Raw genomic sequence first — 24,669 nt, 5'->3', positions numbered from 1 at the left:
GTTTATACCCTGTATCGTAAACATCATGCTTAATTCTGGAGATATAGTGAGACCCTGTAGTCTCATTATGTAGCAACTGCCCGTCGCGCAAAAAGAACCCACCAGCAATTGGGTTCCGTATAAGTGAAGAAAACCAGGAATTTCAATTCGATGACTTCGGAGCAGATTATCCGATGAGTTAACTTGATTATATTCCTGAGCATTTCAATCTATTGCGTTATTCTGTAGAATTTAAGCAAAACACTCTCGGGCAGTCTTGTTGCTGAACATATAAAAATCAGGTCCTTCATCCATTTGTATTTTTCGTCATATGTTTCGAATTTTGGAACGGTAACAAAATAGTATAGGCTTGGGTCGACAAATTTACCTTCTACTACATCCTTTACCTGGTCAGCAGGTACGGTACGTATTCCATTGTTCTCGATGTAAATTGTGGCGCCGTCATCAAGCAGGATAGCATAACGGGCTGACAATTCACATTTTCCATCCGGACGGATGATCTGGCTGTCCACTCCTCCGGGTAATACCTTCCCCTCGAAACCATTTCCTGTGACCTTTCCGGATAGGATAGGGATCAACTGACGCCTTCCTTCAACACCGTCCTGACCGATAAGAATCGGTTTGTCGACTATAACATCAATTCTGAACATCTCTTCAATCTCTAGCTTTCTTACTTCTTCTCCATGCATCGCATCTAACCCTTCTGTATTTGATCATGGTGATCTAACTGATTGTTTTTTCTTTCAGCCATGAAATCAATGAAGCTTCTCGCTACCTTTGACAAGTATTTCTTCTTTTTCCAAATCAGGCCTGTACTATAATATAGAGGTTCCTTCAGGGGTATGGACATAAGATTACTATTGTCTTTCACGATAGGCACCCTGTTGTCCATTATGAATGATATCCCGCACCCATAGCTCACCAGATTGATCAGCGTAGCCAGCTGGTTGGGCTTGTATACTTCCTTCAATGAAACATTCTTCTTCTCTAGTTCGGCATATACTGCGGTCTGCATGAAGGTACCCTCGATATATGCTATATAAGGCTGATTGTCCAGCGTTCTTATGTCTATTGATGTTTGACCAGCAAACGGATGGTCTTTGTTCAAAAGAACATATATCTGACCTTTCGTAATTTCCATTACTTCATATTCCTTATAGAAGTCAATGCTGTAATTATCATCGAAGACAATGTAGCCTACATCGATCAAATCCTTGTTCAAAGACTGGATTATGTTCCTAGAACCAAGCTCCGATATTTCGAGTTTCAGCCCTGGAAACCTTAATGTGAAGTCATTTATTAGACTCGGCAGGATCCATGAACCCATGATTGGTGGAACCCCAAATCTGAGAATTTTCTCACCACCAGCTGCATATTCCTGGATCTCCCTTTTTGATTTTTCAATGCTGTCGATTATTTCCCTTGACCTGACCAATAGTATCTGGCCTTCATCTGTAAGGAGGATCCGGTTTTGCTCTCGCTTGAAGAGGAGCACTCCCAGTTCGTCTTCAAGGTTCTTTATTGCCAGAGTGATTGATGGCTGAGAGATCAATAGTTCTTCAGCAGCCTTCGTAAAGTTGTTGTTCCTTGCAACCGCTTCAAAATATATCAGTTTGCGAGTGTCCATTGTCCTAACCTCCTTGGTATAGATGACAGAAAAGAATGTGGTGAATCCAAAACCAGTATTTATTTCCACGGCTACAGTTAATGTGAGCGAGCATCACTATTGATTTTATCACATCTTACATGAAACTTATTCATTGTCACTTGCTGTAACCTTCAAGATACTCCTTTTGCCCTATTTCATAATAATTGTTTCCATATGCGTCAATTGCCACTATAATCGGGAAATCCTCAACGTACAGCCTTTTGATCGATTCTGCACCTAGTTCCTCATATGCAATAAGTTCAGAACTCTTCACCTTTTTGGCGGACAATGCGGCTGCTCCTCCGATTGAAGCGAAATATACTGCGCCATGCTTTATCATGGCATCTACTACTTCCTTACCCCTGATGCCCTTACCAATCATTCCGGTCAAGCCTTGCTCAATCAGCATTGGCGCGTAAGCATCCATCCTATAGCTTGTGGTTGGACCGGCTGAGCCTATAGGCTGTCCTTCTTTTGCAGGAGTCGGTCCTACGTAGTATATTACCTGATCCCTGACATCAAACGGGAGTTCCTTCCCCTCTTTCAACAGCTCGACAAGCTTCTTGTGGGCAGCATCCCTTGCAGTATAAATATATCCTGACAGCAGTACTGTGTCACCTGCCTTAAGGTCCTTCAGCTTATCCTGAGTAAGCGGAGTAAATATTCTCTTCTCCATAATACCGTCCCTCATCACATATATTTCATGTTTGATTCATTACTAATTGCAAATGCTCTGATCTGAGAATATGGCCTTTCAGTCTTCATGATGGTTACAATTGTGCGACCTTATGTCTTGTCGCATGACAGCTTATATTGACTGCTACAGGGAGTCCTGCTATATGGGTTGCATAGGTTTCTATGTTCACGGCAAGTGCTGTGGTTAGTCCCCCGAAGCCTTGCGGTCCTATTCCCAATCCATTTATGGCAGTGAGAATATCATTTTCAAGGTTCGCATAGTATTCAATTGGGTTTCTTGAATCAATGGGCCTCAACAGGGATTTCTTAGCCAGATAGGCAGCCTTCTCAAATGATCCGCCTATACCGACACCTACAATTATTGGAGGGCATGGATTAGGGCCGGCTTCCCTGACCGAATCCAAAATGAATTGAACCACTCCTTCTACTCCATCAGATGGCTTTAGCATCCTTATCCTGCTCATGTTCTCGCTTCCATAACCCTTAGGCGACAAAGTGATGGTTAACCCATCCCCAGGAATAATTTCATAATGGATTATTGCCGGAGTATTGTCGTTTGTGTTCACTCTTTCAAGAGGATCCCCCACAACCGATTTCCTCAGATACCCATCAACATAGCCACACCTGACTCCCTCATTGACTGCCTCCTCAATGGAACCTCCGACAATATGAACATCCTGACCCAATTCGATGAAGACAATTGCCATTCCTGTATCCTGGCAAATCGGCATATTTTCCTTTGCAGCGACATCAGCATTTTCTTTAAGTATCTTTATGAAATTTTTCGCAATGGGAAAGGTTTCTTCGTTAAGTGCTGTATCGAATCTATTTTTGATATCGTCAGGAAGGAAATAGTTGGCCTCAATGCAAAGCTTCCTGACTGCATCTGTTATCTTTGAAACATCTATTGTTCTCATAGTACCTGTCATTTGCTCCTTTACCCTTTGATTGGCATCCTTCCCATCCTATCGTGAAACCCACCATAAGGTCATTAATTCAAATTCTCTTTTTAACTGATTAAGCAGGTAGTTTCAGTCTGATCCTGTCAGTCCACCTAAAGTGAGGAAACGCCTGTTTCAACCGCTTTTTTACTTACTTCTTTTGCTACGACAGCAGTGACTCTAGGATCCAATGCTGATGGAACTATATACTCTTCATTGAGCTCAGTATCGGAAACCAAAGATGCGATTCCGATTGCAGCGGCCATCTTCATCTCTTCGTTGATCTTCCTTGCCCTTACGTCAAAAGCACCTCTAAAAAGACCTGGGAAAGCCAGGACGTTATTGATCTGATTCGGATAATCACTTCTTCCAGTCGCTACAACGCGTGCTCCTCCAGCAACCGCTTCAGCATAGCTTATCTCCGGTTCAGGATTTGCCAGAGCGAACACGATTGGGTCCTTCTTCATTTCAGATACCATTTCTGCAGTCAACAGCCCCGGCGCTGAAACGCCAATAAAGACTTCCGCTTCCTTCAAAGCTTCCGCAATGGACATTTTTTTTCTTTGTGAATTTGTAATTTCAACAAGCTCCCTTACCAGGTGGTCATACATTTCGTATTCTTCCCTGACAACCATGCCGTCCTTGTTGAATGCATATATTGTCTTTACTCCCAGTTTCTTCAACATCCTTATTATCGAGCTGCCTGCGGCTCCAGTGCCGCTGATCACAACTGTAACGTCTTCTGCTTTCTTACCGACCAATTTAAGCGCATTTATAAGTCCGGCCGTAACTACAATGGCAGTTCCATGCTGGTCATCATGGAATACTGGTATTTCAAGCTCTTCTATCAGCGCCCTTTCTATCTCAACGCATCTTGGAGCGCTAATGTCTTCAAGGTTGATTCCACCAAAGGCTGGAGCTATAGCCTTGACTATCCTTACTATTTCCTTCGGTTCCCTGGCATCCAGGCAAATGGGTACGGCATCGATTCCTGCGAATTTCTTGAACAAAATCGCCTTGCCTTCCATAACCGGAAGTCCTGCCATTGGTCCGATATCTCCCAGCCCCAATACAGCAGACCCATCGGTCACTATAGCCACACTGTTCCCCTTCCAAGTGTACTTGTAGACGCTGTCAGGATCCTTTTCGATTTCTAAGCAGGGCTGTGCCACCCCTGGAGTATACGCCATGCTAAGGTCATCGTTTGTTTCGAGCGGAGCTTTAAGCGAAACCTCAAGCTTCCCTTTCCATTCGACATGCTTCTCAAGCGCTCTTTCATATATTGTAGACATTATTTCCTCCCTTGATATCTTATGTTCTTCAACTGTTTAGCTTGTTGCGTATTCACCGTTGCTTCATGAAACCTTGGACATCTTCAACTTACTTAAGATATTTGCAGGTTGCTATACTATTGATGAAATAAATTTATAGCAGTTCATCTAGCAATATTGCTGTTGTGATATATTGTTGCTTATAGCAGCGAATCCCCATCCGAGCGAATGGGGAACTGCCATTTTAATGTATTTGCGGAAATTGTCATTCTCTATTTTGTTAGCCATGCAAACATGAATTACCTATGGTGTATGGAAATCCCCGACACCAACTTAAGAATTTCATTATGAATATCTTCAAAAATCATTATTGAGGTCATTCTGAGTGCATTCCAATACTATTATCACCTTGCCAGAACTTCGTCAACGAAGTATTCTGAAAGTCCCAGGTAGTTCTCAGCCTTGAGGCTTTCCTCGACTTCCTCTTTTGTAAAGTGTTCCATGATCTCCTTGTTGCCAATGATCATATCCTTAAGCGGTGTACCATTCTCAAGCGCTTCAAGTGCAAGTTCATGCATAAGGTCATGGGCTGTTTGCCTTCCAATACTGCTGCTGAGCTTCATCATTATCTTTTCACTGAACACCAGTCCCTGCAGTATATTGATATTCTTGTTTATGTTCTTTTCCTTAATGACAAGATTGCTTACCAGGTTTATTGTTTTTTCCAATGCTGCACTTGCGAAGCAGAACACCCTTGGCACATAATCCCATTCCACTGACAATGAACGAGGATCACGCTCATGCTCATTTTCCAGTGTTTCGAACGCTTCTGCTACTGCAATCTTTACGAGTCTTCCCAGCGACACTATCTGCATCGATATGAATGGATTCTTTTTATGAGGCATTGTGCTGCTGCCTACAGCCCCATGTCCCGTGAATTCCTCGAACTCAGAAAACTCCTGCTTCTGCAGCGCATAGACCTCGTTACCTATCTTGCTCAACGTTGACGCCATGATGCCCAGGATCGATGCTATTTCTACAACATTATCCCTGGAAGTGTTCCAGGTAATGTCCGGTGAATTCAGGTTCAGTTCTTCGAAGAAGAACTTCCTGACTTGAATCGCATTCTCGCCCAGTGATGCCAGTGAGCCGACTGCCCCGGAAAACTGTCCTACAAACAGCCTATCCTTGCAGCTTTCAAGCCGCTGTATATGTCTTTTTGTTTCACTTGCCCATACAGCGAATTTGAATCCTACTGTTATTGGCAGAGCATGCTGCCCATTGGTCCTGCCCATTATTATTGTCTTCTTCTTTTCCTCAGCCTTCTTAAGCAGCTCTTCATATAGCTCTTTCAGCTGCTTAAGGATAAGCTCATAACCTTCCCTTATCTGCAGTATTTCCGCCGTGTCCATCATGTCCTGTGTTGTCGTACCCAGATGGACGTACTCCCCTGCTGCACCGCAAATCGGGGTAAAGGCCCTTAGTAGCGGCATAAACGGATGTCCTGTTATTATTGCCTGCTTCTTTATGATCTCCATGTCAATATTTTCTACTTTGGCTTTTTCCTTTATTATGGCAGCGACATCATCCGGTACAAGTCCTACCTTTGCTTCAGCAGCTGCAAGAGCTGCCTCCACATCGAGCCATTTCTGCAACAGATTCTTATCATCGAATATCTTATTCATTTCATCAGCGCTGTAGTTATATTTGTACAGCTCATTGTCAAACACACTAATTCCCATCAAGTTTCACCATATCTTTCACTTTTGTATTTTATAGAGGGAATGCCATAGGCAGTACCACCATAGCTAATATGAAGGTCATTACCATAAGCGGAATTCCAACCTTTACCCAATCCATGAACTTTATGTTTCCAGGTCCTACTATCATTGTATTTGCTGGTGTTGCCATCGGTGTCATGAATGAGCTGTTGCATCCAATTACAATGGCCATTATTACAGCCTTAGGATCCAGACCCAAACCTGATGCCAAAGATATTCCGAATGGTATCAGCATTCCTGCAGCTCCAGTGTTAGACATGAACTGGGTGAGGACTGCAGCCAAAAGAAATAGGACTCCGGTAAGTAATAAAGGACTTGGATTGCTGCCTACCATTGACATTACATTATCTGCGAGCAGTTTGCTTGCTCCGGACTTGCTCATCGCATCCCCTAATGTAAGCATTCCAACTATGAAGAATGTCATTCCCCAGTTGATGCTCTGGTTGAAAGCGAATTTTTCAGTGACTGTCTTGGTTGTGACAAGCACCGCCGCGCCAATTATACCTACTATATATGCCTGTATTCCAGTCTGCTTTTCAAATATGATCGACAGGATGAATACTGCAAATACTAAGCCTGTGAGAACCTGTTTCTTCTTCAGTGAAGGATCCAACTTGGCCTGTTCCTTTATCTTAGATACATCGACAATCTCTTCCTGGAATCGTGCTGGTATAAGGCTGCTGTTTCGAACAAGAAGGATGAAGATAGTTCCCATGATTGCTAGTGGAATACCGACGACTGCGAAATCGAAGAATCCTATTGTACCTAATCCCGCCTGCTCAAGTGCAGCTTTAGCAAGAAGGTTCGGAGGTGTCCCTATAAGGGTTATCGATCCACCGAAGCTTGCAGTAAGCGCCATGATGAAGAGAAGCTTGGTTCTGCTTATTCCTGTTGCCATGGATATCGAAATTATTATAGGAATAAGGGCTCCGGCAACTCCAACCCTTGGTAATGCGGTACACATTGCCATTGTTGCTGCCATGATGAGTAGGATCACCATGGTTTCTCCGCCTTTGGACTTGTCAACAATCTGCCTTACCTTGTTTCCAATAAGCTGCGCGACACCGACTTCCATCATCGCTCCGCTAATCAGGAATACGCAGCTTATCAGCACTATGCTTCCGCTTGCAAACTGGGCCAGCGCTTCAGCGGGTTTCAGGACCTTTGTAAGTGTCAGTACAGCGATTACACCTAATCCGATACAAGACATGGGCATCTTTTCAGTTACCAGAAGAACAACAACAATAGCCAATAATAATAACGTAATGATCTGTGGTGTCATGATTTTCCCCCTAAGACATTATTTGAAATCGATTTCCCATTTACATATTACCAACGCCTCTTTTTTCTGTATAATACTTAATACCTATTGAGTCATAGGCTAAGACTATTCAAACAAAGTAGGCGTATCCAGGTGTGCATCTGTTTGACTGTTTCTAAATCAGAGACCAGAGATACTTTACATGATTCATAACCTAATTCAGCATGACGGTTTAATTGATGGAAAGATAAAGCACAGGCAGGTAAGGAAGCTGTTATCCCATACATGCCTGTCTCTCAATATGTTTCAATCCTTTTAGTTAATCATGAAAATATAGTAATTTGGGACTATCAGCAATGTGACATTTTTAAAATCCGCATTTGAGAATCATACTTATTCTGCATAGTATAGATAAGTCCAGATTACATAGACCTTTGTATAGACGGGATTGATTTTTCCCTGGAGGCTCAAACTTCATGGCTAATATCGTCAGGAGAAAATGGCAAGAAATGAAATGATCATCATTACTGGTGTATTGTCATACATTTCAAAAACCCACCAGATAAGAGTGATTTTTATCTCTTATCTGGTGGGCGTATATGATTCTAGTTATATTTATGCTTTCTCATCGGGTATATCGACAAAGTCTACTCTCCAGAGTAAAGAAGCTTATGGAGCTTTGTGTACATTTCGTCACGGTACCTGATTTGTTCCATATCCTTGCCATCGGCATAATCGTAGAAACCCTTCTTGGATTTGACTCCCAGTTCTCCGGCCTCAAAGTGCTCCTTCAGAAGACCAAATTCCTTGTCCGCGTTCGATAGGTCAGCAAACAGGTATGAGGAAATATTCCTGAATATGTCCAGTCCGCCCAAATCGGCAACTTCAAATGGTCCGAACACCGCATAACGGAGTCCCAGTCCATACTTCATGACATCATCCACACCGTCCACTGTGGTGATTCCTTCCTGTACGATATTTAGGGCTTCTCTCATGATGGCGAATTGGATCCTGTTAAGCACAAATCCTGGTGCATCATGGACTTTAACTGGTTTCTTTTTGCATTTTACAGCAAGCTGATATATGACCTCAGCAGCTTCTGCGGTGGTCTTGTCCCCAGAGATTACTTCCACCAAAGGGATGATATGTGGTGGATTGATCCAGTGCATTCCTCCAAATCTTTCAGGTAGATGAACCGCTTCTGCAATCTTTGTGATACTCAGACCGGAAGTGTTGGAGCAAAGCACCGCATGGTCCGGTACTATTTTGGAGACTTCTCCCCAGAATGAATGCTTCACCTCGATCTTCTCAAGAATCGCTTCAATAAGGAAATCCACATCCTTGAAGCCCTGTATGTCAGAGCCATAGGAGATACGCTTAAGCAATGCATCAGCATTTTCAGGAGTGAGCATCCCTTCCTTGACTTCAGTTTCATGGTTCAAGGTAATCAGTTTTTTTGCTCTTTCCAGCTGGGCATCAGCAATGTCATACAGATAAACCTCGTACCCAAATTTGGCAAAGGTTTCTGCTAAGGATGAACCCATTGTCCCGGATCCTGCTACACCAATTTTTTTAATTTCCATCACAACACCTCCAAAACGTTTACATTATAATTATACATTCCTATGTATTATTATCAAAGTGTGATTTCTAAAATATTTTGAATTTATCGCTTCTCGAATCTGAATTTTCAACAGCTGTGTTATCTTTAATTTCAAGATTCGCTAATGAACTATTGAGATACTGACATTTATGGAATATTTATAGTTCCACAGATGCAAAATCGAAAAACCCTGCTCAATGTAAAAGCCCACCAAGTGAACAGATGATTATCATCTGCCTGCTTGGTGGGGTTATGCATGGATCTATAAGACTAACATTCTTTTTGCAGATCCCACAGACTGATTATCTTCCGGGATAGCTTCAAGCGGTTTTTCATAGGTATTTGTTCCTATACCTTCTTAATAGGCTGGCGCCTGCCATTTCCAACACGGTACCAGAGGGTCCCATGGCTCTTTTCCAAATACAAACTGATCCCAAAAAACTGCAATGGTGTCCAAATTTTCCTGAAATTATAGAAAGGCATAATAACACTTCCCTATCATGTAATTTATTGCAATCATTGTCGATTTTCGCGCTTTTGCACTCACGTTTTCAATATTGCTTACTTCTTTACTAATATTAATTATATACAACACCATACTTTAAATTTATAATTGTCATAATATATTTATCAACATGTAAATTATGACATATTTACGGTTTTACCTATTATAAACTGCTGTACTCATATGGATTTTATCTCTTGATAAAAGTCACGTGATTCTTCGAAACAAAGCATACTTAAAGGTTTAATTCTTTGCCTGCATAAGTTTCTCTTTTTTTCAGACTATCCCACAATTCCGGTGGAATTGCTTGTACCCGTTTCCTTAAGACTTCAGCCATTGCGTTCTTATACTGAGCACTTCAGCCAGAATATTTCTTGCTGCGTTGACATCACAGTCATGATGCGCATGCCAGACAGGATATGTCCACTCCCTCACATAGAGTGGCTTCTTCCCTTCACTGTGGCCGCACTCAGTGCATATCTGACTTGCCGGAAACCATCTACTTATCCTGATGACTTCTTTCCCATACCATGGCCTTTACTGCAGTTTAGATACAAGGTTCGTCAATGATACATCAGAAATGCTTTTTGCCAGTTAGTGGCTCTATTAGCATGTCATTCATGTTAAGGACCTCGATACAGATGCTATTGTGGGTTTTTACTATCTTTAAACTGAATGCATTTAAATATTATTTCACCTCATCCTTTTAATAAAGCTGTATACCATTTGTCTTTACTAATTTACCTTTATATTTATTTCATATTTATAGCTAATTTTATGATAAATCTATACCATGTATAATTTATCTAAATATAACCAAAATGATAGAGACCACCTCAGAATGGAACATAATCCAATCTTAAGTGGTCAATTATGATATTTGCACTGTAATCTGTTAAATGCTTATAGTAAGTCATACGAGTTATATGGTACATCAAACTGATTATATTCTGGAAGTTTTTGTCCGTTATATTGTCAATATGTACAGAAGTCACTTTCAGAAGAAATCACGTTACCTGATGGATCGAGCAACTCTACAATAAAAATAAGTTTCTCTGCTTTCTTAGGTGGAAGTTGGATACCTATTGGCAAGCCAGTTTCTACAGTCCCGGAAGACGCTGAAACAGTGACTGGGATTGTGTACCAGGCCTTCAGGAAATAACGTACCACATAGCCTTCATTAGCTGGAACATTTGCCCAAGAATAATTACATTTAGCAATAAGCGTTTCCTTAATAACTTCAGCGGTAACAATAGGAGCGGATGGATCTTTCTTAGCTGCATTTACAACATTTACATTACCAAAAGCAAGAATTATAACCATCATAAAAACGAGAGTAACTAGAAATCTTTTCCTGTTCATTACAAACGTCCCCTTTTATGGCTTAATCTGTCCTGATTGAAAGTCAAATGATCTTAACCATCATAACCCTTCTAACAAGTCCATTAAGATACATAAGTTGCCAAGATTGTTTATGATTAAATCATACCACTATTATAGAACCATATCAAACAGCGAGCTAAGAACATTCGGACCCAGTAGCCCAATATTTATGTCAAAGCTTATTGTTTTCTTTAATCTCTGTCTTTTAATAATGAACTGGAAAAACTTACTATACAGGAAATGAGCATCTGAGTTGATGTAGGCCCTTAAAACTTAAGTTATTGTCATCCCTTCACTAACGTTGGTGAAGGGATGAATAAAATAATAGACCACCAATCTGTAAAAATATGACCATACTAATATTTGCAATAATGTGAAAAGCCTCCCTCTTAGTTCCACATCCTTAATTGTCTCAATCAATTCTCATTTGTACCAAATTCGTCACAAAAGCCAGTCTCATGATTCATTATAGGGATAATCATGAAATTTCATTGAAGTCCTTTGACATTCGGCTTATAGGATCCAATGAAGCCTAAATTTTATCTTCGTAATCTTCAATCATTTCGTTTTATCATATAGCTAAACTACGTCAAACAAATGGATTCACTACTCAAAATTGTCAGTAATGGATAAGTCGGAAATGTCCTTACAGTCTAATCTTGATTTCATGTCAATGGCATTCAGCTTATCGATAAAGAAGTAAAAGATCAGTAGAGGAAAAACAAGCAGTAACGGTATGGTCCTAAACATTATTGCGTATCCAAATCTTTCAATCATAACCCCTGAAATAAGCGGTCCGATCATGTATCCCAAATCAGTACCATAATAGCTGGTTGCACTTGCTGAACCTCGCCTTTCGCGAGTTACGCTTTTCATGCATAATGACTGGATTATCGGCTGACACGCTCCGTATCCAAATGCGCTGATGACTGCTGCCACAATGAATCTCTCGATACTGTTTGAATAGCTTATCATGACCATTGAGATCCCATAGAAGATAATTGCCATTGGCAATACCTTTACTACGCCAAATCTGTCTGAAAACTTTCCAATAATTGGTCTGGATATTAGAAGAACAATTGCATTGACTGTATAGAACAGTCCGATATTGGTCACATTCACTTCCATTGCATACAGTACAAGGTATGAATTGATATTTACATAAACTGCCGCTAAAAAGAACATTATTATGGCAGGTATCAACGCTTCTTTTGCATAGATATTTTTGTATGACACTTTGAATGGCACGTTGCTCTTTTTACTGTTATCTAGAGCCAACACTGCAAATGCGGCAATCAACATGATAGACATCCCAATTTGAAATGTTTGTCTATATCCAAATTGTCTGGATAGCGCTAACCCTAACCCGGGTCCGATCGCTTGAGCGACTGCAGCGGCAATTGAAAATACGGCTATACCTGAAGTAAGCAGAGAATCTGGCACAGCTTCAGAAACAAGGGTGAGACAGGCAATTACCGTAAAACCAAGCCCGAATCCATGTATGAGCCTGAATATTATAATCATTTGCACGCTCGAAGACATGCTATATCCATAGTATGCTATGGCAATAAACAGGTTTGCCATCAGCAAAACATATTTCTTATTGAAAGAGTCAATCGCAGGTCCGGAAAATGGTTTAATGAGTAGTGCTGATATTGAAAATGAGCTTGTAACTACTCCCACAATTAATGGCGCAGCACCTAAAGAGTCAGCGAATTTGGGTATTAATGTATTTGTCATGGTTTGTCCGAACATTGATATGAAGTTGATCAAGCAAATTTTGATGAATGCAGATGTTATGAATCCAGATTTCTTAGCCATATTTTTCCTTTCGCGGCAAAACTTGTTACTCTCCATATGTTTAAACTTTCTCTATAAGATTATATCCACTATCCATACTATTCAAGCCCCTCTCCGCCTTTAAAGCCTTGATGCTGGATACGTCAAAGATATTAACTGAGAGCAAGCGGACTGATTTGGCAGAACGCAATCATTAATAAGACATTAGTTCTCTGGAACAATCCCCCACAATAAATGCCATTACATGATGCTGAAGAAGCAGGATGCCCGTGTTGATCCGCCATTGGCTTCAACACAGGCGTCCTTCAATCTTCAGTTTACAATCATAACGGCCTATCTCTATGAGGCATTTGGCAAGTCCGATTGCTCAAATGCTACAGGAGATATGAGCATAGGATGAAGGCTCCGGTTGTCATAGTTACCTCTAGTACTAAGGCAATTAGGCCATAGGTCCATACCCATTTGGTTTCACCCTTCATGCAATCAAGACCCAGATATATAGGAGATGAACCTCCCGCTCCCATTGTCAGGTATGCGCAGCTGGCTGACATAACAACAGCTGGGATAACCGCATTAGGATTAATTCCTGCACTTGTAGCATACTGCAAAATGAATGGAGCTGTAAGTGTACCGATTATAACGGCTGTAGCTGTATTTGAAAATGTGTTGGTTAGAAGTATTGTTGCCAGAACCAGGGTAATCATGAACACCGGGAATGACATATTACCAAAGACACCGGAAAGTACATTACCTAACCATGACTGAATTCCGACTTCCTTGTCTGATATCATCATACCAACTATGGTGAACATGCAAACTGCGAATACTATACCCCAATTGACAGCTTTTCCTATGATCTGATCGATATTTATTATAGTCTTTCCATCAATGCGGATAAGTGATAGTCCAACCAGAATTATCATGAACCAGAAGCCCTGTCCGACTCCAGCAAACAAAGGATAGTTAGGACTGGTTTTTGGTACCCAGATCATTGCTATAGAATAGAGGAACCCTACAAAAAATGAAAGCATCACTATTACCTGAGCTTTGTTCATTTTGGTTCCGCCTTCTTGGGTGATGGCCGCTACATCAGCCTGCCTGAGTTTTGTAAAGTCAACTCTGAATAGCGGACCTACGCTGAGACCAAAAGCTACCGAGAACAGCAAGCCTGCGATCAAGGCTGAACCCATATATGCAACCTGGTTTATCTGAATACCGGATGCCTTGATTCCGATCGTAAACATGTTGAATATCATCAGTGACAGACCTTTGAATGGTAGTATTGCGCCTCCTATGGATGAAGTACAGATTGCACCAGTCATCATAGTCTTCTTCCACTGTGATTTTTCCTCATAGCCTGTTGCTTTTGCTATGGAGTTTATCATCGCTACTGAGAACATGAAAGCTCCAAGCGAACTTACTATTGCAGCAAGAAATGTAATTGAAAGCATGAATACAACACTGAAAAGGACTGGCTTGCCATTCAAACTCTTCCTGGAAATCATCCATCTTGCAAGAACCGCATCAGCACCGGTTTCTGAAATGGCATATACAAATACGAAAACCAATATCAGCTGGAAGACAACATCGCTTCCTAAAGTCGTAGATAGTATGGCATTCCCCGTCTTGTACCCAGAAGCGACTACTGCAAACATACCTAAAAATGACGTAAAGACGAGACCGAAACGATTGGAGATAAGCCATATGGCACCAATCAATATGCTAAGACCCTGAACTCCCATTCGGGTAACCGTTGACCAGGTAGGGCATATTCTGCCGAAAATGAACATAAAGAATAAACTGATCATCAGATGGATAACCGATGAATTTGACATTCCCTGTGGTTTTACCTTATCCATTATACTTGACTTTTCCAATGTCTTTACCTTTTCCATTATTATTCCCCCCCTAATTTTCCATGCTTTCGAGACACATTTTTTCAAAACCCTTCATGGTGTATTGATACCCAGCTTTTCCCACAACAAATGGATTATGTACCCCATCGGTTATGTTTCGGATGATCTCCAGACGATTAATCCCGTTGTTTACAAACGGATGAGATGAAATCTCTACATCACAGCCCATTTCATCGCATATCCTAGTGAATCTTCTGATTGAATTCAGATAATCATTAATCAGTCCGGGATCACGGGGTATTCCAGTTCCACCCCAAATGCCTACCATGTGTTTTACCCCTTCATCAGTTACCGGGAATATGTAAGAAAGGCAGCCTGGTGTGTGACCTGGTGTCATTACACAGGTAACCTGTGTGTCACCCAGCTTGAACACATCCATATCATCAAGGTAGTCATTGATTTCAAAGCTCAAAACACCTACCGGACTTCTGTAGTCCTGAAGAGCATATTCATAATCGATTTTTGAAATATAGAGCTTGCATCCATACTTTTCACGGAAATAATCTGCTTTACCGTAATGGTCACCATGCCCGTGTGTAATCAGAATTACCTTCAGATCCTTGATATCCAGATCTAAATCTGAAAACCCCTTCTCGATCATTTCCACATATTGATTCTGTGGTTCCATACAGTCAATCATTATAATACCTTCGGATGTTTCCAGAACAAAACAGCCGACATTAGGATTGCCGATGAAAGAAAGTTGGTCAAAAAATTTTGTTGATGGGAAAGGTTCTAGTTCTTTTTTAAACAATGGTTTAATTGGGTTAGGAATTCGCCAGTATTTTTCCAATTCTTATCCTCCTTATTCTCAAGATGTGATATTGGAGCTATGAACTTATTCATCTGCTTACATATTTATTATCACAGCTTTGCCCGCCTCTTAGAATAAACAGCAGTTTAACGGAACGTTTAAACCTTTTCATTTAAACCATTTCATTTAATCTCAGGTCAGGCATAATCTTCAGTAAAGACTCTCTTAGGAGAAAAGATGAGGTCATCGGATGCAGTAAGCATCGATGACCCTATTGGAAATTTTCCTATTGTACTGAATAACTGGAAATGTATTTCTCATGTATTCACCACATATATTGGCTCGTTAACTAGCAAAGAAACGCCAATATGGATCCAATTGCTTTTGTGGTTAACTAATTTAATGGTGTAGGTAGAGTGCCAAAGCTCATCTGTTGTTCTTATTTATTTTCAGAACAAGGCTCTTACAGGTTTTAGTCAATGTTCATTAACTCTATTCAATCTTCATAATCCATGAGATTCTTTACCTGCTCTGAGGATGTTCCTTGGTGATCTTCAATGCACTATAGTCTTTCATAACATCACGTAAATATAATACAAGTTCCTGATAGACCGCATCGTCAGCAAGCTCTTTCTTGATGAATGCCGTATATTCCAGATAGAGAGGATCTTCATTGCTACAGCATTTTAAGTTCTTATGTGTATCCAAATACTGACGGTACGCTGAATCTGTAGTGAAGTACACTTTTTCTGGACTCTTGCTTAAAACCTCAAGACAATAATGCGCATCAAAACAAAATTCGAATTCAGGCTTCAGTCCATATTTCTGGAATTTATTTTTAAGATAGGGAATGTAGATATGCTTATCGCTTTCAGCGATTACCGTTATACCTCTCAAGTCCTTCCAGCACAATGTTTCTTTTGAAGTCAATGAGTTTTCACCATTCAAAATCGGCCACATGTATGACCGGAAAATAAGCTGCTCATTAAAATGGTCATTGCATGGCAATATCTCTTTGAATTCAAAAAGCAAATCAACCTTGTTGGACATCAACAGTTTGCCTCTTTGCTTTATATTGCTAAAATCTACAACATCAATGACAATTCCAGATTCTTTCTGAAATTGATCCAAATGAATTTTTAATGTATTGCCAAGTCTGGATGACTTAACAGCACAGCAAAGCCGTTCAGTGTGTTTTCCCCTGTGCCCGTTCACACAGGTCTTTATCTGATCCAGGCTATCTAAGATATTTGAAGCATGATCAAATACCTGCAGACCAATTTCAGAAAGCGATACACCTGATGTCGTCCTTTGAAAGAGCAAAACATTTATGTCCTGTTCCAGATGGCGGATACCCTGGCTTAGCCCCTGTGGAGATATATGAAGTTTCTCTGCTGCTGCAGAAAAACTCCCGCACTTTCCAGCCTCAACGAAATAGCGTAATTCTTCAATGGTCAATGCTAACATCTCCTTCTGGCATTCAGAGGTCCCGTGATTTAATTTGTAAACCGCTAAAGTCATTTTAGATTAAGTATCTCTAACATGTGATCAATTTTCTTAAGTGGAGGAAGTTTTTTGTAGTGGAACTGATATTTGATTTGTTATCCTACATTAATTGTATAACTGCCTTAAATTTTGGTTCAGATTTCACAGATAATGAATCCTTTATCCAGCTTTAATCGAAAATTATCTTTGATACATCCATCTGTCAGCTTATCTGAGAAAGCAATACTCACACTCCTTAATAAACTTTATGTACAATAACGTTGGTTTTAGCGAATATCCTTATCCTATCATAAATAGTATACTAAGGGATATAATTAAAAGTGCAAATATTTAAGATTGACTGCAAGCTAAGGCAAAGATAGACTGAAGACAAATTCCTAGTACAAAATGCCACTGATTGTTCAACATGTAATCACCAGTTTTTACATCTATAATGAAGTGGAGTAATATTAAAATAAAAATGAAAGAGGGATTCATATGACTTATAGTTCAAAGCTCTCATCATCCTTTAATGACACCAAAATGCGAAGTGATAAAACAACACCTTGTTCTGGGATGTGCTCTCTTTGTACTGCTGATTGTGTAGGAACCTGTGAAATCGGTCTGTCTGCTGTGCTTGGAAAATCTGTTGTTTATCCGACAAATACAGGAGATAACCAAGTGGCGAGTGAAAAAGACTATCCTATAGATTATTCTCATTTTAATATTAATGGACGTGCCTTTGGTGCGATGGGATGCCCGGCGGATAGCGAGGAGGCTACGATTTTCGGGGTGGTTCTATCAACAACCATTGGACATAGAAACCCAGTAAAATTGAATATGCCAATTATTTTACCTGCTCTCATTAAGTTAAACTGGAAAGATTATTTTGCTGGTGCAGCGATGGCGGGTATTTGTTGTGTGATTGGTGAAGGCTCTCCTAGTAAAGACCCAAATCTTCAGTTAGATTTTAACGGGAAAATAGTAAAATTCGAAAAGTTGAAGGAAATTCGCGAGACATTTAATCAATATTACAGAGGATACGGTCAAATAATTCTCCAATGTAATCTTGAAGACTTTAATATGGGTCTAGCAGAATTTGCCATAACCCAATGCGGCTTTACAGCTATAGAGTTCAAATTCGGTCAAGCGGCTAAGGGAACTCAACCTGCGATAAGGATTGGTAGTTTGCAAGAGGCTTTGGCTATAAAAAAGAAAGGTGTCATAGTACATCCAGACCCTGAAGATCCTATAATCATAAAGCTTTATGAAAAAAACGCCTGTCCTGAATTTTGGAGTTATAAACGGTTACCGATGTGGACCGAAGAGTCTTTAAGAGAGCGAATTGAATCTTTGAGAACGATGGGTATGAAAAATGTCTATTTCAAAATGGCTGGATTTGATAGACGTGATATTGAAGAAGTTATTCGTATCGGTGCTGCATTAGATGTAGATCTTGTTACATTTGATGGTGCAGGTGGTGGATCGGGCTATAGTCCAAGTAAAATGATGAATGAATGGGGTTTACCTGCAGTATGTATTGAAAGTATTTTACCGGAAATTTGCATGAGACTGGAAAGTGCTGGCATGGTTATTCCAGATATTGCGATTACAGGAGGTATTGCTAGTGAAGATCAGGTCTATAAAGCATTGGCGATTGGGGCGCCATATGTTAAATTAGTTGGACTTTGTCGTCCTGCAATGGCTGCGGCTATGGTGGGAGAGAAGATAGGAAAACTCTTGGAAAATGGTACTATTCCTAAGCATTTAGAACGATTTGGTGAATCAAGTGAAGCTTTGTTCAGGCATTTACCAGAATTGCGCAGTCTTTACGGACCAGATGCAGATAAAATCTCCTTTGGTGCCATCGGTACCTACTCATATCTTCAAAAAATTGCTTTTGGCCTGAGACATTTTGCTGCACTTAACCGTAAATTTGATGCTAAATACATTAATCAAGAAGATGTTATTCCAATGACACGCGAAGCAAAAGAAATCTTAAATGGAACCTGGTTGTAATGAAGTTATATTGAAAATGTGACTCTCACTGGTAGTTTAGGTGAGGGTCATTTTTCAATATCGATTAAGATAAGTCTTATATTTGACTGCTTATGAATGCAGTGAAGACTATTGGTTCACATTGTAAAGCCTGCAACATTTGCAATGGCATGGAGTGTGCAAAACATTAGAAAACCCAATTTCACTGCAAAAGACAGACCTGCATGGAAACAAAATAGCTCCATCCAGGTCTCTTTTCATATTTCTATTAAATTTATCCTATGTCAGCAATTTCAGTTACTATCCTTGCTGCCAGTGTCCTAGGCAATACTACAGGCTTTTTTGTCAGTTTAAATACCATATCCTTCATTTCCTGGGTGTATCCTATGCAGTCTAGGACCACGAGGTCGCTGTCGGTTTCAATCAGCTTTTCCGCGACGAGCCTGACATCTTCAAACTTTCCGTATGGCGAAGCTGCGAAAACAGTGACATTATCGACAAGCTTTTCCCATCTCACCCTGGCCTGCTCAACCTGAAGTTCTGATGGTATGAGCACACTTATGCTTTTCTTCCTGGTCAGCAATGGCACTATGTTGCCAAGCACCATATTGGGGAATACAAGAGGTACCTTTGAGTCAAATTCCACAGGGAAATTACCTGTGCAGAAGAATATAATCAATGAAACACCTTGTTCCTCCAGCTTGTAGATGCATTCCTGAAGCCTTGGGAGTATGTGCTTCTCCGCGAAGGTGACAGAACCTCCATCGTTCATCCTTGAAACAAGGACGTAGTCGCCTTCTTCAGGTGCGAATTTAGCTATCTCCTCGCAGCTGAGGCCATCAAGAGCTCCGGTCTCGATAAGCTCGACCTTGTCTCTGAATATAGGTAAAAGGTCCGGGGTCACATCAACTCTAGGAGATTGTCCAACCGTTATGGCACCAACCTTCATGCTGCCACCTACGCCTTTCCAAGCGTCTGAAGGTGTGTCATGGGGCCGTAAAGTTTCTCTATCAGCTGATACTCATCCTTGTCATAGAATGAACAGTCGCCCTTGCCGAAGTACTTCGCTACCTCGAGCATGAACCTTGCAGCTTCCTCGCAATCTGTGCAGTGGCTTGCGCCTGTGGCGCTTCCCGCTACCATGGTTTCTGTCGTTATAGCTACCCCTACTACAGGTGCATCAGTCGCTGTAGCAGGCTGGAGTATGCTGTTCAGATGGTATACATTGTTTCCGTATGGAGTGATGTCCTGCATGGACAGCGGGAACACATATGGCAGCCTGCCTGTCGTTGTCTGCATTATTCCAAGAATGTCCTCAGACACCTTTAGTATATAACCGCTCTTGACAGTCGGTGATATCGCGAATCCCCTTGTGTTGATTACCCTGTTTCCTTTTGTGGTATCCACTGAAAGAACCGCATCAAGTTCAGGAGTGACCTCTTCACGATTGACCTGTGACATCTCAACAGGAGACCCCATGAATGGTACCGGCTTATGTGGAGCTGTCGGAGCATCAGGGCAGATGTGGGTCGATACAAACACATCACCTTCAAGGTAATCTCCCTTGGCCTGCATTGACAGAAGCTTTGCTGCCACAGCTATGGCTACAAGTGCCCCATCACCGTCCGAGACGAAACCTATCTGCTCAGGCCTTGCTCCAAGTCCGCCTAATCTGCCCAGAAGTCCTATAGTGGGAGCTGTTCCTCCTGATGATTTTCCATTCTTACCTGGTATCCTTACCTTGAACATGTCTGTGCCGCCTTTTGGGCCCACTATCCTATATGTCTCGACATCAGCATCAGGCTTTATTGAGTGAAGATATTTCTTCGCTTCCTCACCGCTGGCGGATGGACTGTCCAGTATTTCAAAAACTTCAAGTATCTGTTTCATCAGCATTGCAAATTCTCCTTATCAATTATATCTATTTGTTTACCAGATCCTGTACATACGGGAGCATAGGTATTCCTATTGCATCCTCCACAGCTTTGTAACCTGAGGCTTCAAACATTCCTCCTCCAAGTATCAGACTGGTCCTTGGTGCGGTCACCACAGCTACACTTATTCCTTCAGTAATATTGGCTGTAGTTATCGGTTCTCCTTTCTCAAGCTCAAAGGTCATCATGTAATCAGGAAATGTAAAGAGCCTTTCCCCTTCGCAGTCTATTGCCATGTATTCGTTCCAGAACTTGATCGAGTATTCTTTGCCGTCATTGACAATGAATCCACCAACATCCAGTCCGTTCCTGGTCTCGAGCATGTAGCTGTTTATTTCACCCTGGCAGAGGATCTTACCTCCAAGTGCATCAGCCACATTCTTGATTTTCTCCATGGCCGTTTTACCGGCCATATGTGCCTTTCCAACTTCCAGGGAGTGAGTGTAGCACCCTACTGCTGCCTTTTCCTTCACATATTTTACAGGTACAGGATTCCTGGCAACCACAACCAGCCCACCAGCCCTTATAGCCGTTGCAAGCACAAGACTTGCAGTATCCGGAACACTTCCCTTGGCTGTCATCTCTATCATATGGTCAGCAGCAGGATCTCCTCCCATCGCTACCTGAATAGTCTTATAGCCTTTAGTCTCATTGAGTCCCATGGAACCCATGGTTCCGAGAGGATGAGCCCTTCCGTTACAGGCAGCATCAAGTACGGGTATGCCGTTTATGGCCGAAGCTATGAACGGTCCGAAAGAGGATGAACCTCCCATTTCGCTTGGTATGAGCGCAGCAGGCTTCTGACCCAACTCCTCGGTCAGAATCTCAATTATTTTGTTATAATAACTGTTTTCTATATATGCTCCCTTAGATGCCGGAGATCCTACACCTGATATGGTAACGACCATGTCACTATCTTCAAGTTTATCAACTTGAATCATCCTTGGCTCACCATATTCAAATGATGCAAGGCCAGCCTTCAGTCCCATTTCCTTGGAACCACCACCTCCTGCTCCGAGTATGACGCCACCAGTCGCCAGTTCTTCTATGGTTTTTCTATCTAAAGTCATTGTTACCCCCTGTTACATCGAAATCGTATGGTCGTCAAGCTGTATCCTATCGAGGAATGCCTGCTCGTCATCCCCGATTACCGGAATAGCCTTGAGAAGCTTTCTTGTATATTGCTGCTTCGGATTGTTGAACAGTTCTTCTGTCGTTCCTTCTTCCACAAGATTCCCTCTCTGCATAATTATCACGTAATCCGCGAAGTTCTTGACAAGAGCAAGGTCATGGGTTATGAAGACGTAGGTGAGGTTAAATTCCTTCTGTATCTTCTTAAGCAGGTCTATTACCTTACTCTGCACTGAAACATCAAGTGCTGAGGTAGGTTCATCAAGTACTATCAGCTTTGAGTTGAGCGCAATAGCACGTGCAATGCCAACCCTCTGCTTCTGTCCTCCGCTTAGCATATGAGGGTATCTGTCCATATAGTTAAGCGGCAGATCAACTACCTGTATGAGCTCTTTGACCCTCTCAAGCCTCTCCTTCGCATCCCCGATCTTATGTACAATAAGCGGTTCCTCTATGATCTCTTTGATTGTCTTCCTTGGATTAAGCGAGGAAGTTGGGTCCTGATGCACAATCTGTACCTTTCTTCTGTATGCTTTCAGATTATCCTTATCCTTCATCGCAGAAATATCTTCCCCGTCAACAAGAATCTTTCCTTCTGTCACATCCTCGAACTTCATAATCATCTTGGCCATTGTTGACTTTCCTGAACCGGATTCACCTATGACAGCAAACGTGACTCCCCGCTTCACTTTGAAACTTACGTCATCCACTGCCTTCACTATCTTCTTGTTCTTTCCTAACCCGCCATGTGACAGCTGGAAGTACTTTTTCACATTATTGAACTCTATAATATAATCATTCATGTCATTACCTCCATTTGCCATCAGACTATCCTCGGAAGGGCATTCATGAGACTCTTAGTGTACTCTTCACGTGGATTAAGGAAAACTTCATCGCTTTCGCCCTCCTCCACAACCTCGCCCAGCTTCATTACATACGTCCTTTCCCCAAGCTGTTTAGCAACACCCAGGTTATGGGTAATGAAGATCATGGAAATCTTCTCCTCAAGGACCAGTCTCTTAAGTTCTTCATTTATGCTTGATTGCACAGTGACATCAAGCGATGTTCCAGGCTCATCAGCTAGAAGAAGCCTAGGCGTCTTAATTAGTGCCATTGCGATTATCACACGCTGCTTCATTCCTCCTGAAAGCTCAAATGGATACATTCCGAGAATTCCTTCAGGATTTGGAAGGCTCATCTTCGCCAGAAGCTCAATGGACCTCGCTCTTGCTTCCTTTTTCATGACTTTTTTGCTTCGCGGAAGCTTCGAACGTGTACTCTTCTGTCCCTGGTATATGTAGATATTCTCCATCTGTTCGCCTATGGTGAATACGGGATTAAGCGCTGTCATGGGATCCTGGAAAATCATGGATATCTCACTGCCTCGCAGTTTCCGTATTTCCTCCTCGGATACCTTGAGCAGGTCTTTCCCCTTGTACAGTATCTCCCCTCCTGTATATATGGCAGGAGGTGTAGCTATCAGTCTCATTATCGACCTCATGGTCACTGACTTTCCGCTTCCAGACTCTCCAACGACAGTAATGATCTCTCCCTCATTAATGTGCATGCTGACATTCTTTATAGTTGGTATATCACCGTCATCGGTCTTGAAGCTTATGCTGAGGTTATTTATTTCTAAAAGTCTTTCCTTATTCATCTCCAATAACCCCCTATTGCGCCCGCACGTCGAATGCATCCCTGATACCGTCTCCAAGGAAGCTGAATCCAAGTATCGTAAGAAGTATGGCAAGTCCCGGGAATACGGATGACCACCATACTGTTGGCAGATATACCCTGGCTTCGGAGATCATTGTTCCCCATTCGGGTGTCGGGGGCTGAGCGCCGAGTCCGAGAAAGCCAAGACTCGCTCCAGTCAGTATGACAAAGCCAACATCAGTGGATATCTTTACGATAATCGTAGGCAAACAGTTTGGTAGTATCTCACTGAACATTATCCTGAACTTGCTCGCGCCTATCCCTTCAGAAGAGACGATGAACTGCTCGTTCTTTATCTTCAGCGTCTCCGCCTGGGTAAGCCTTGTGAACCATGGCCACCATCCGAAGGATATGGCTATCATGGAATTAATGAGGCTTGGCTCAAGGATTGCTGATACTGTCAATGCCAGTATAAGACTTGGAATTGCGAGAAATACATCAGTGATTCTCATTATTACGCTATTTACCGCCCCGCCATAGTATCCTGCCACGAGGCCAAGAGGTACTCCGATAATTACAGCTATGGTAAGCACAACCCCAGCCATCATCAGGGAGTATCTTGCACCGTATATGGTCCTACTCAGGACGTCCCTTCCTATCTCATCCGTACCAAACAGGTTTATGTTGCTTGGCGGCTTATTCATCATCTTGAAGTTTACTGCGATTGTGTTTGAATCGGGGAAAGGAACTATCTGTTCAGCGAATACAGCAAGCAAAAGTACCACTACTACTATAACAAGTCCTACCATGGTCATTCTGTTCCTGAAGAACCTTTTTATCATCTTCTTCCTGCTGGAGTACTTCCTGTTATCTGACTTCATTTTTTGGTTTTCCACTCTTTCCGCA

21 protein-coding genes and 1 pseudogene are annotated in these 24,669 nt (G+C 41.7%); 2 read left to right on the top strand and 20 right to left on the bottom strand.

All coding sequences use genetic code 11. The features are described from left to right. Positions 1-209: 209 nt before the first annotated feature. From J2Z34_RS13095 to J2Z34_RS13045, 11 genes and pseudogenes are all read right to left on the bottom strand, one after another. On the bottom strand, positions 210-689 hold the full coding sequence (locus tag J2Z34_RS13095) for a DUF3237 domain-containing protein (RefSeq protein WP_209460321.1): 480 nt from the start codon (positions 687-689) through the stop codon (positions 210-212). A gap of 5 nt (positions 690-694) precedes the next feature. Beyond that, on the bottom strand, positions 695-1,627 hold the full coding sequence (locus J2Z34_RS13090; protein ID WP_209460320.1) for a LysR family transcriptional regulator: 933 nt from the start codon (positions 1,625-1,627) through the stop codon (positions 695-697). A gap of 136 nt (positions 1,628-1,763) precedes the next feature. Further along, positions 1,764-2,324 carry a Fe-S-containing hydro-lyase gene (locus tag J2Z34_RS13085; protein WP_209460319.1) on the bottom strand — a complete coding sequence of 187 codons (561 nt, stop codon included), beginning with the start codon at positions 2,322-2,324 and terminating at the stop codon, positions 1,764-1,766. Between the two features lie 94 nt (positions 2,325-2,418). Next, on the bottom strand, positions 2,419-3,261 hold the full coding sequence (locus J2Z34_RS13080) for a fumarate hydratase (RefSeq protein WP_209460318.1): 843 nt from the start codon (positions 3,259-3,261) through the stop codon (positions 2,419-2,421). Between the two features lie 137 nt (positions 3,262-3,398). Further along, positions 3,399-4,577, bottom strand: a complete 1,179-nt coding sequence (locus J2Z34_RS13075; protein WP_209460317.1) for an NAD(P)-dependent malic enzyme — start codon at positions 4,575-4,577, stop codon at positions 3,399-3,401. A gap of 383 nt (positions 4,578-4,960) precedes the next feature. Next, positions 4,961-6,298 (bottom strand): adenylosuccinate lyase, encoded by a 1,338-nt coding sequence (purB, locus tag J2Z34_RS13070; RefSeq protein WP_209460316.1) that lies wholly within the window; start codon positions 6,296-6,298, stop codon positions 4,961-4,963. A gap of 31 nt (positions 6,299-6,329) precedes the next feature. After that, entirely contained in the window at positions 6,330-7,619 is a 1,290-nt protein-coding gene (locus J2Z34_RS13065) for an SLC13 family permease (RefSeq protein WP_209460315.1), read from the bottom strand. 626 nt (positions 7,620-8,245) lie between these two features. Next, positions 8,246-9,181: a 3-hydroxyacyl-CoA dehydrogenase family protein gene (locus tag J2Z34_RS13060; RefSeq protein WP_245250745.1), complete on the bottom strand. Its 936-nt coding sequence runs from the start codon at positions 9,179-9,181 to the stop codon at positions 8,246-8,248. Between the two features lie 846 nt (positions 9,182-10,027). Next, positions 10,028-10,225 (bottom strand): annotated as a pseudogene (locus J2Z34_RS17975) (zinc ribbon domain-containing protein); the annotation flags it as partial. Between the two features lie 456 nt (positions 10,226-10,681). Further along, complete coding sequence (locus J2Z34_RS13050; RefSeq protein WP_209460313.1) at positions 10,682-11,068, bottom strand: hypothetical protein; 387 nt, start codon at positions 11,066-11,068, stop codon at positions 10,682-10,684. A gap of 627 nt (positions 11,069-11,695) precedes the next feature. Beyond that, entirely contained in the window at positions 11,696-12,946 is a 1,251-nt protein-coding gene (locus J2Z34_RS13045) for an MFS transporter (protein WP_209460312.1), read from the bottom strand. Positions 12,947-13,133: 187 nt separating this feature from the next. Here J2Z34_RS13045 and J2Z34_RS13040 point away from each other — a divergent pair, with 187 nt between their 5' ends. Beyond that, complete coding sequence (locus J2Z34_RS13040; protein ID WP_209460311.1) at positions 13,134-13,289, top strand: hypothetical protein; 156 nt, start codon at positions 13,134-13,136, stop codon at positions 13,287-13,289. On the opposite strand, the gene J2Z34_RS13035 is transcribed toward J2Z34_RS13040, so the two are convergent. The 3 genes from J2Z34_RS13035 to J2Z34_RS13025 all read right to left on the bottom strand — a co-directional run bounded on the left by J2Z34_RS13035 (position 13,264) and on the right by J2Z34_RS13025 (position 17,017). After that, entirely contained in the window at positions 13,264-14,784 is a 1,521-nt protein-coding gene (locus tag J2Z34_RS13035) for an SLC13 family permease (protein WP_209460310.1), read from the bottom strand. The genes J2Z34_RS13040 and J2Z34_RS13035 overlap by 26 nt on opposite strands. Positions 14,785-14,797: 13 nt before the next feature. Beyond that, the gene (locus J2Z34_RS13030; RefSeq protein ID WP_209460309.1) at positions 14,798-15,598 is read right to left on the bottom strand and encodes an MBL fold metallo-hydrolase; all 801 of its coding nucleotides are present in this window, start codon (positions 15,596-15,598) and stop codon (positions 14,798-14,800) included. A 483-nt stretch (positions 15,599-16,081) separates the two neighbouring features. Then, positions 16,082-17,017 carry a LysR family transcriptional regulator gene (locus J2Z34_RS13025; RefSeq protein WP_209460308.1) on the bottom strand — a complete coding sequence of 312 codons (936 nt, stop codon included), beginning with the start codon at positions 17,015-17,017 and terminating at the stop codon, positions 16,082-16,084. Positions 17,018-17,542: 525 nt separating this feature from the next. On the opposite strand from J2Z34_RS13025, the gene J2Z34_RS13020 reads away from it, so the two are divergent. Then, complete coding sequence (locus J2Z34_RS13020) at positions 17,543-19,063, top strand: glutamate synthase-related protein (RefSeq protein ID WP_209460307.1); 1,521 nt, start codon at positions 17,543-17,545, stop codon at positions 19,061-19,063. A 253-nt stretch (positions 19,064-19,316) separates the two neighbouring features. On the opposite strand, the gene J2Z34_RS13015 is transcribed toward J2Z34_RS13020, so the two are convergent. From J2Z34_RS13015 to J2Z34_RS12990, 6 genes are read right to left on the bottom strand one after another with little or no spacing between them, the layout of a single operon-like run. Beyond that, positions 19,317-19,991, bottom strand: a complete 675-nt coding sequence (locus J2Z34_RS13015) for an AroM family protein (RefSeq protein ID WP_209460306.1) — start codon at positions 19,989-19,991, stop codon at positions 19,317-19,319. 8 nt (positions 19,992-19,999) lie between these two features. Further along, complete coding sequence (locus tag J2Z34_RS13010; RefSeq protein WP_209460305.1) at positions 20,000-20,938, bottom strand: DUF1177 domain-containing protein; 939 nt, start codon at positions 20,936-20,938, stop codon at positions 20,000-20,002. Between the two features lie 25 nt (positions 20,939-20,963). After that, positions 20,964-22,046, bottom strand: a complete 1,083-nt coding sequence (locus tag J2Z34_RS13005) for an S-methyl thiohydantoin desulfurase domain-containing protein (protein WP_209460304.1) — start codon at positions 22,044-22,046, stop codon at positions 20,964-20,966. Positions 22,047-22,058: 12 nt separating this feature from the next. After that, entirely contained in the window at positions 22,059-22,910 is an 852-nt protein-coding gene (locus J2Z34_RS13000; protein WP_209460303.1) for an ATP-binding cassette domain-containing protein, read from the bottom strand. 20 nt (positions 22,911-22,930) lie between these two features. Then, the gene (locus J2Z34_RS12995) at positions 22,931-23,764 is read right to left on the bottom strand and encodes an ABC transporter ATP-binding protein (protein ID WP_209460302.1); all 834 of its coding nucleotides are present in this window, start codon (positions 23,762-23,764) and stop codon (positions 22,931-22,933) included. 13 nt (positions 23,765-23,777) lie between these two features. Further along, a complete protein-coding gene (locus J2Z34_RS12990; protein WP_209460301.1) occupies positions 23,778-24,659 on the bottom strand; it encodes an ABC transporter permease in 882 nt (293 codons plus the stop codon). Positions 24,660-24,669: the final 10 nt, after the last annotated feature.

Origin of the sequence: Youngiibacter multivorans (assembly GCF_017873395.1) — a bacterium.
Classification (GTDB): Bacteria; Bacillota; Clostridia; order Clostridiales; family Clostridiaceae; genus Youngiibacter; species Youngiibacter multivorans.
This window is presented reverse-complemented; position numbering and strand designations above follow the sequence as displayed.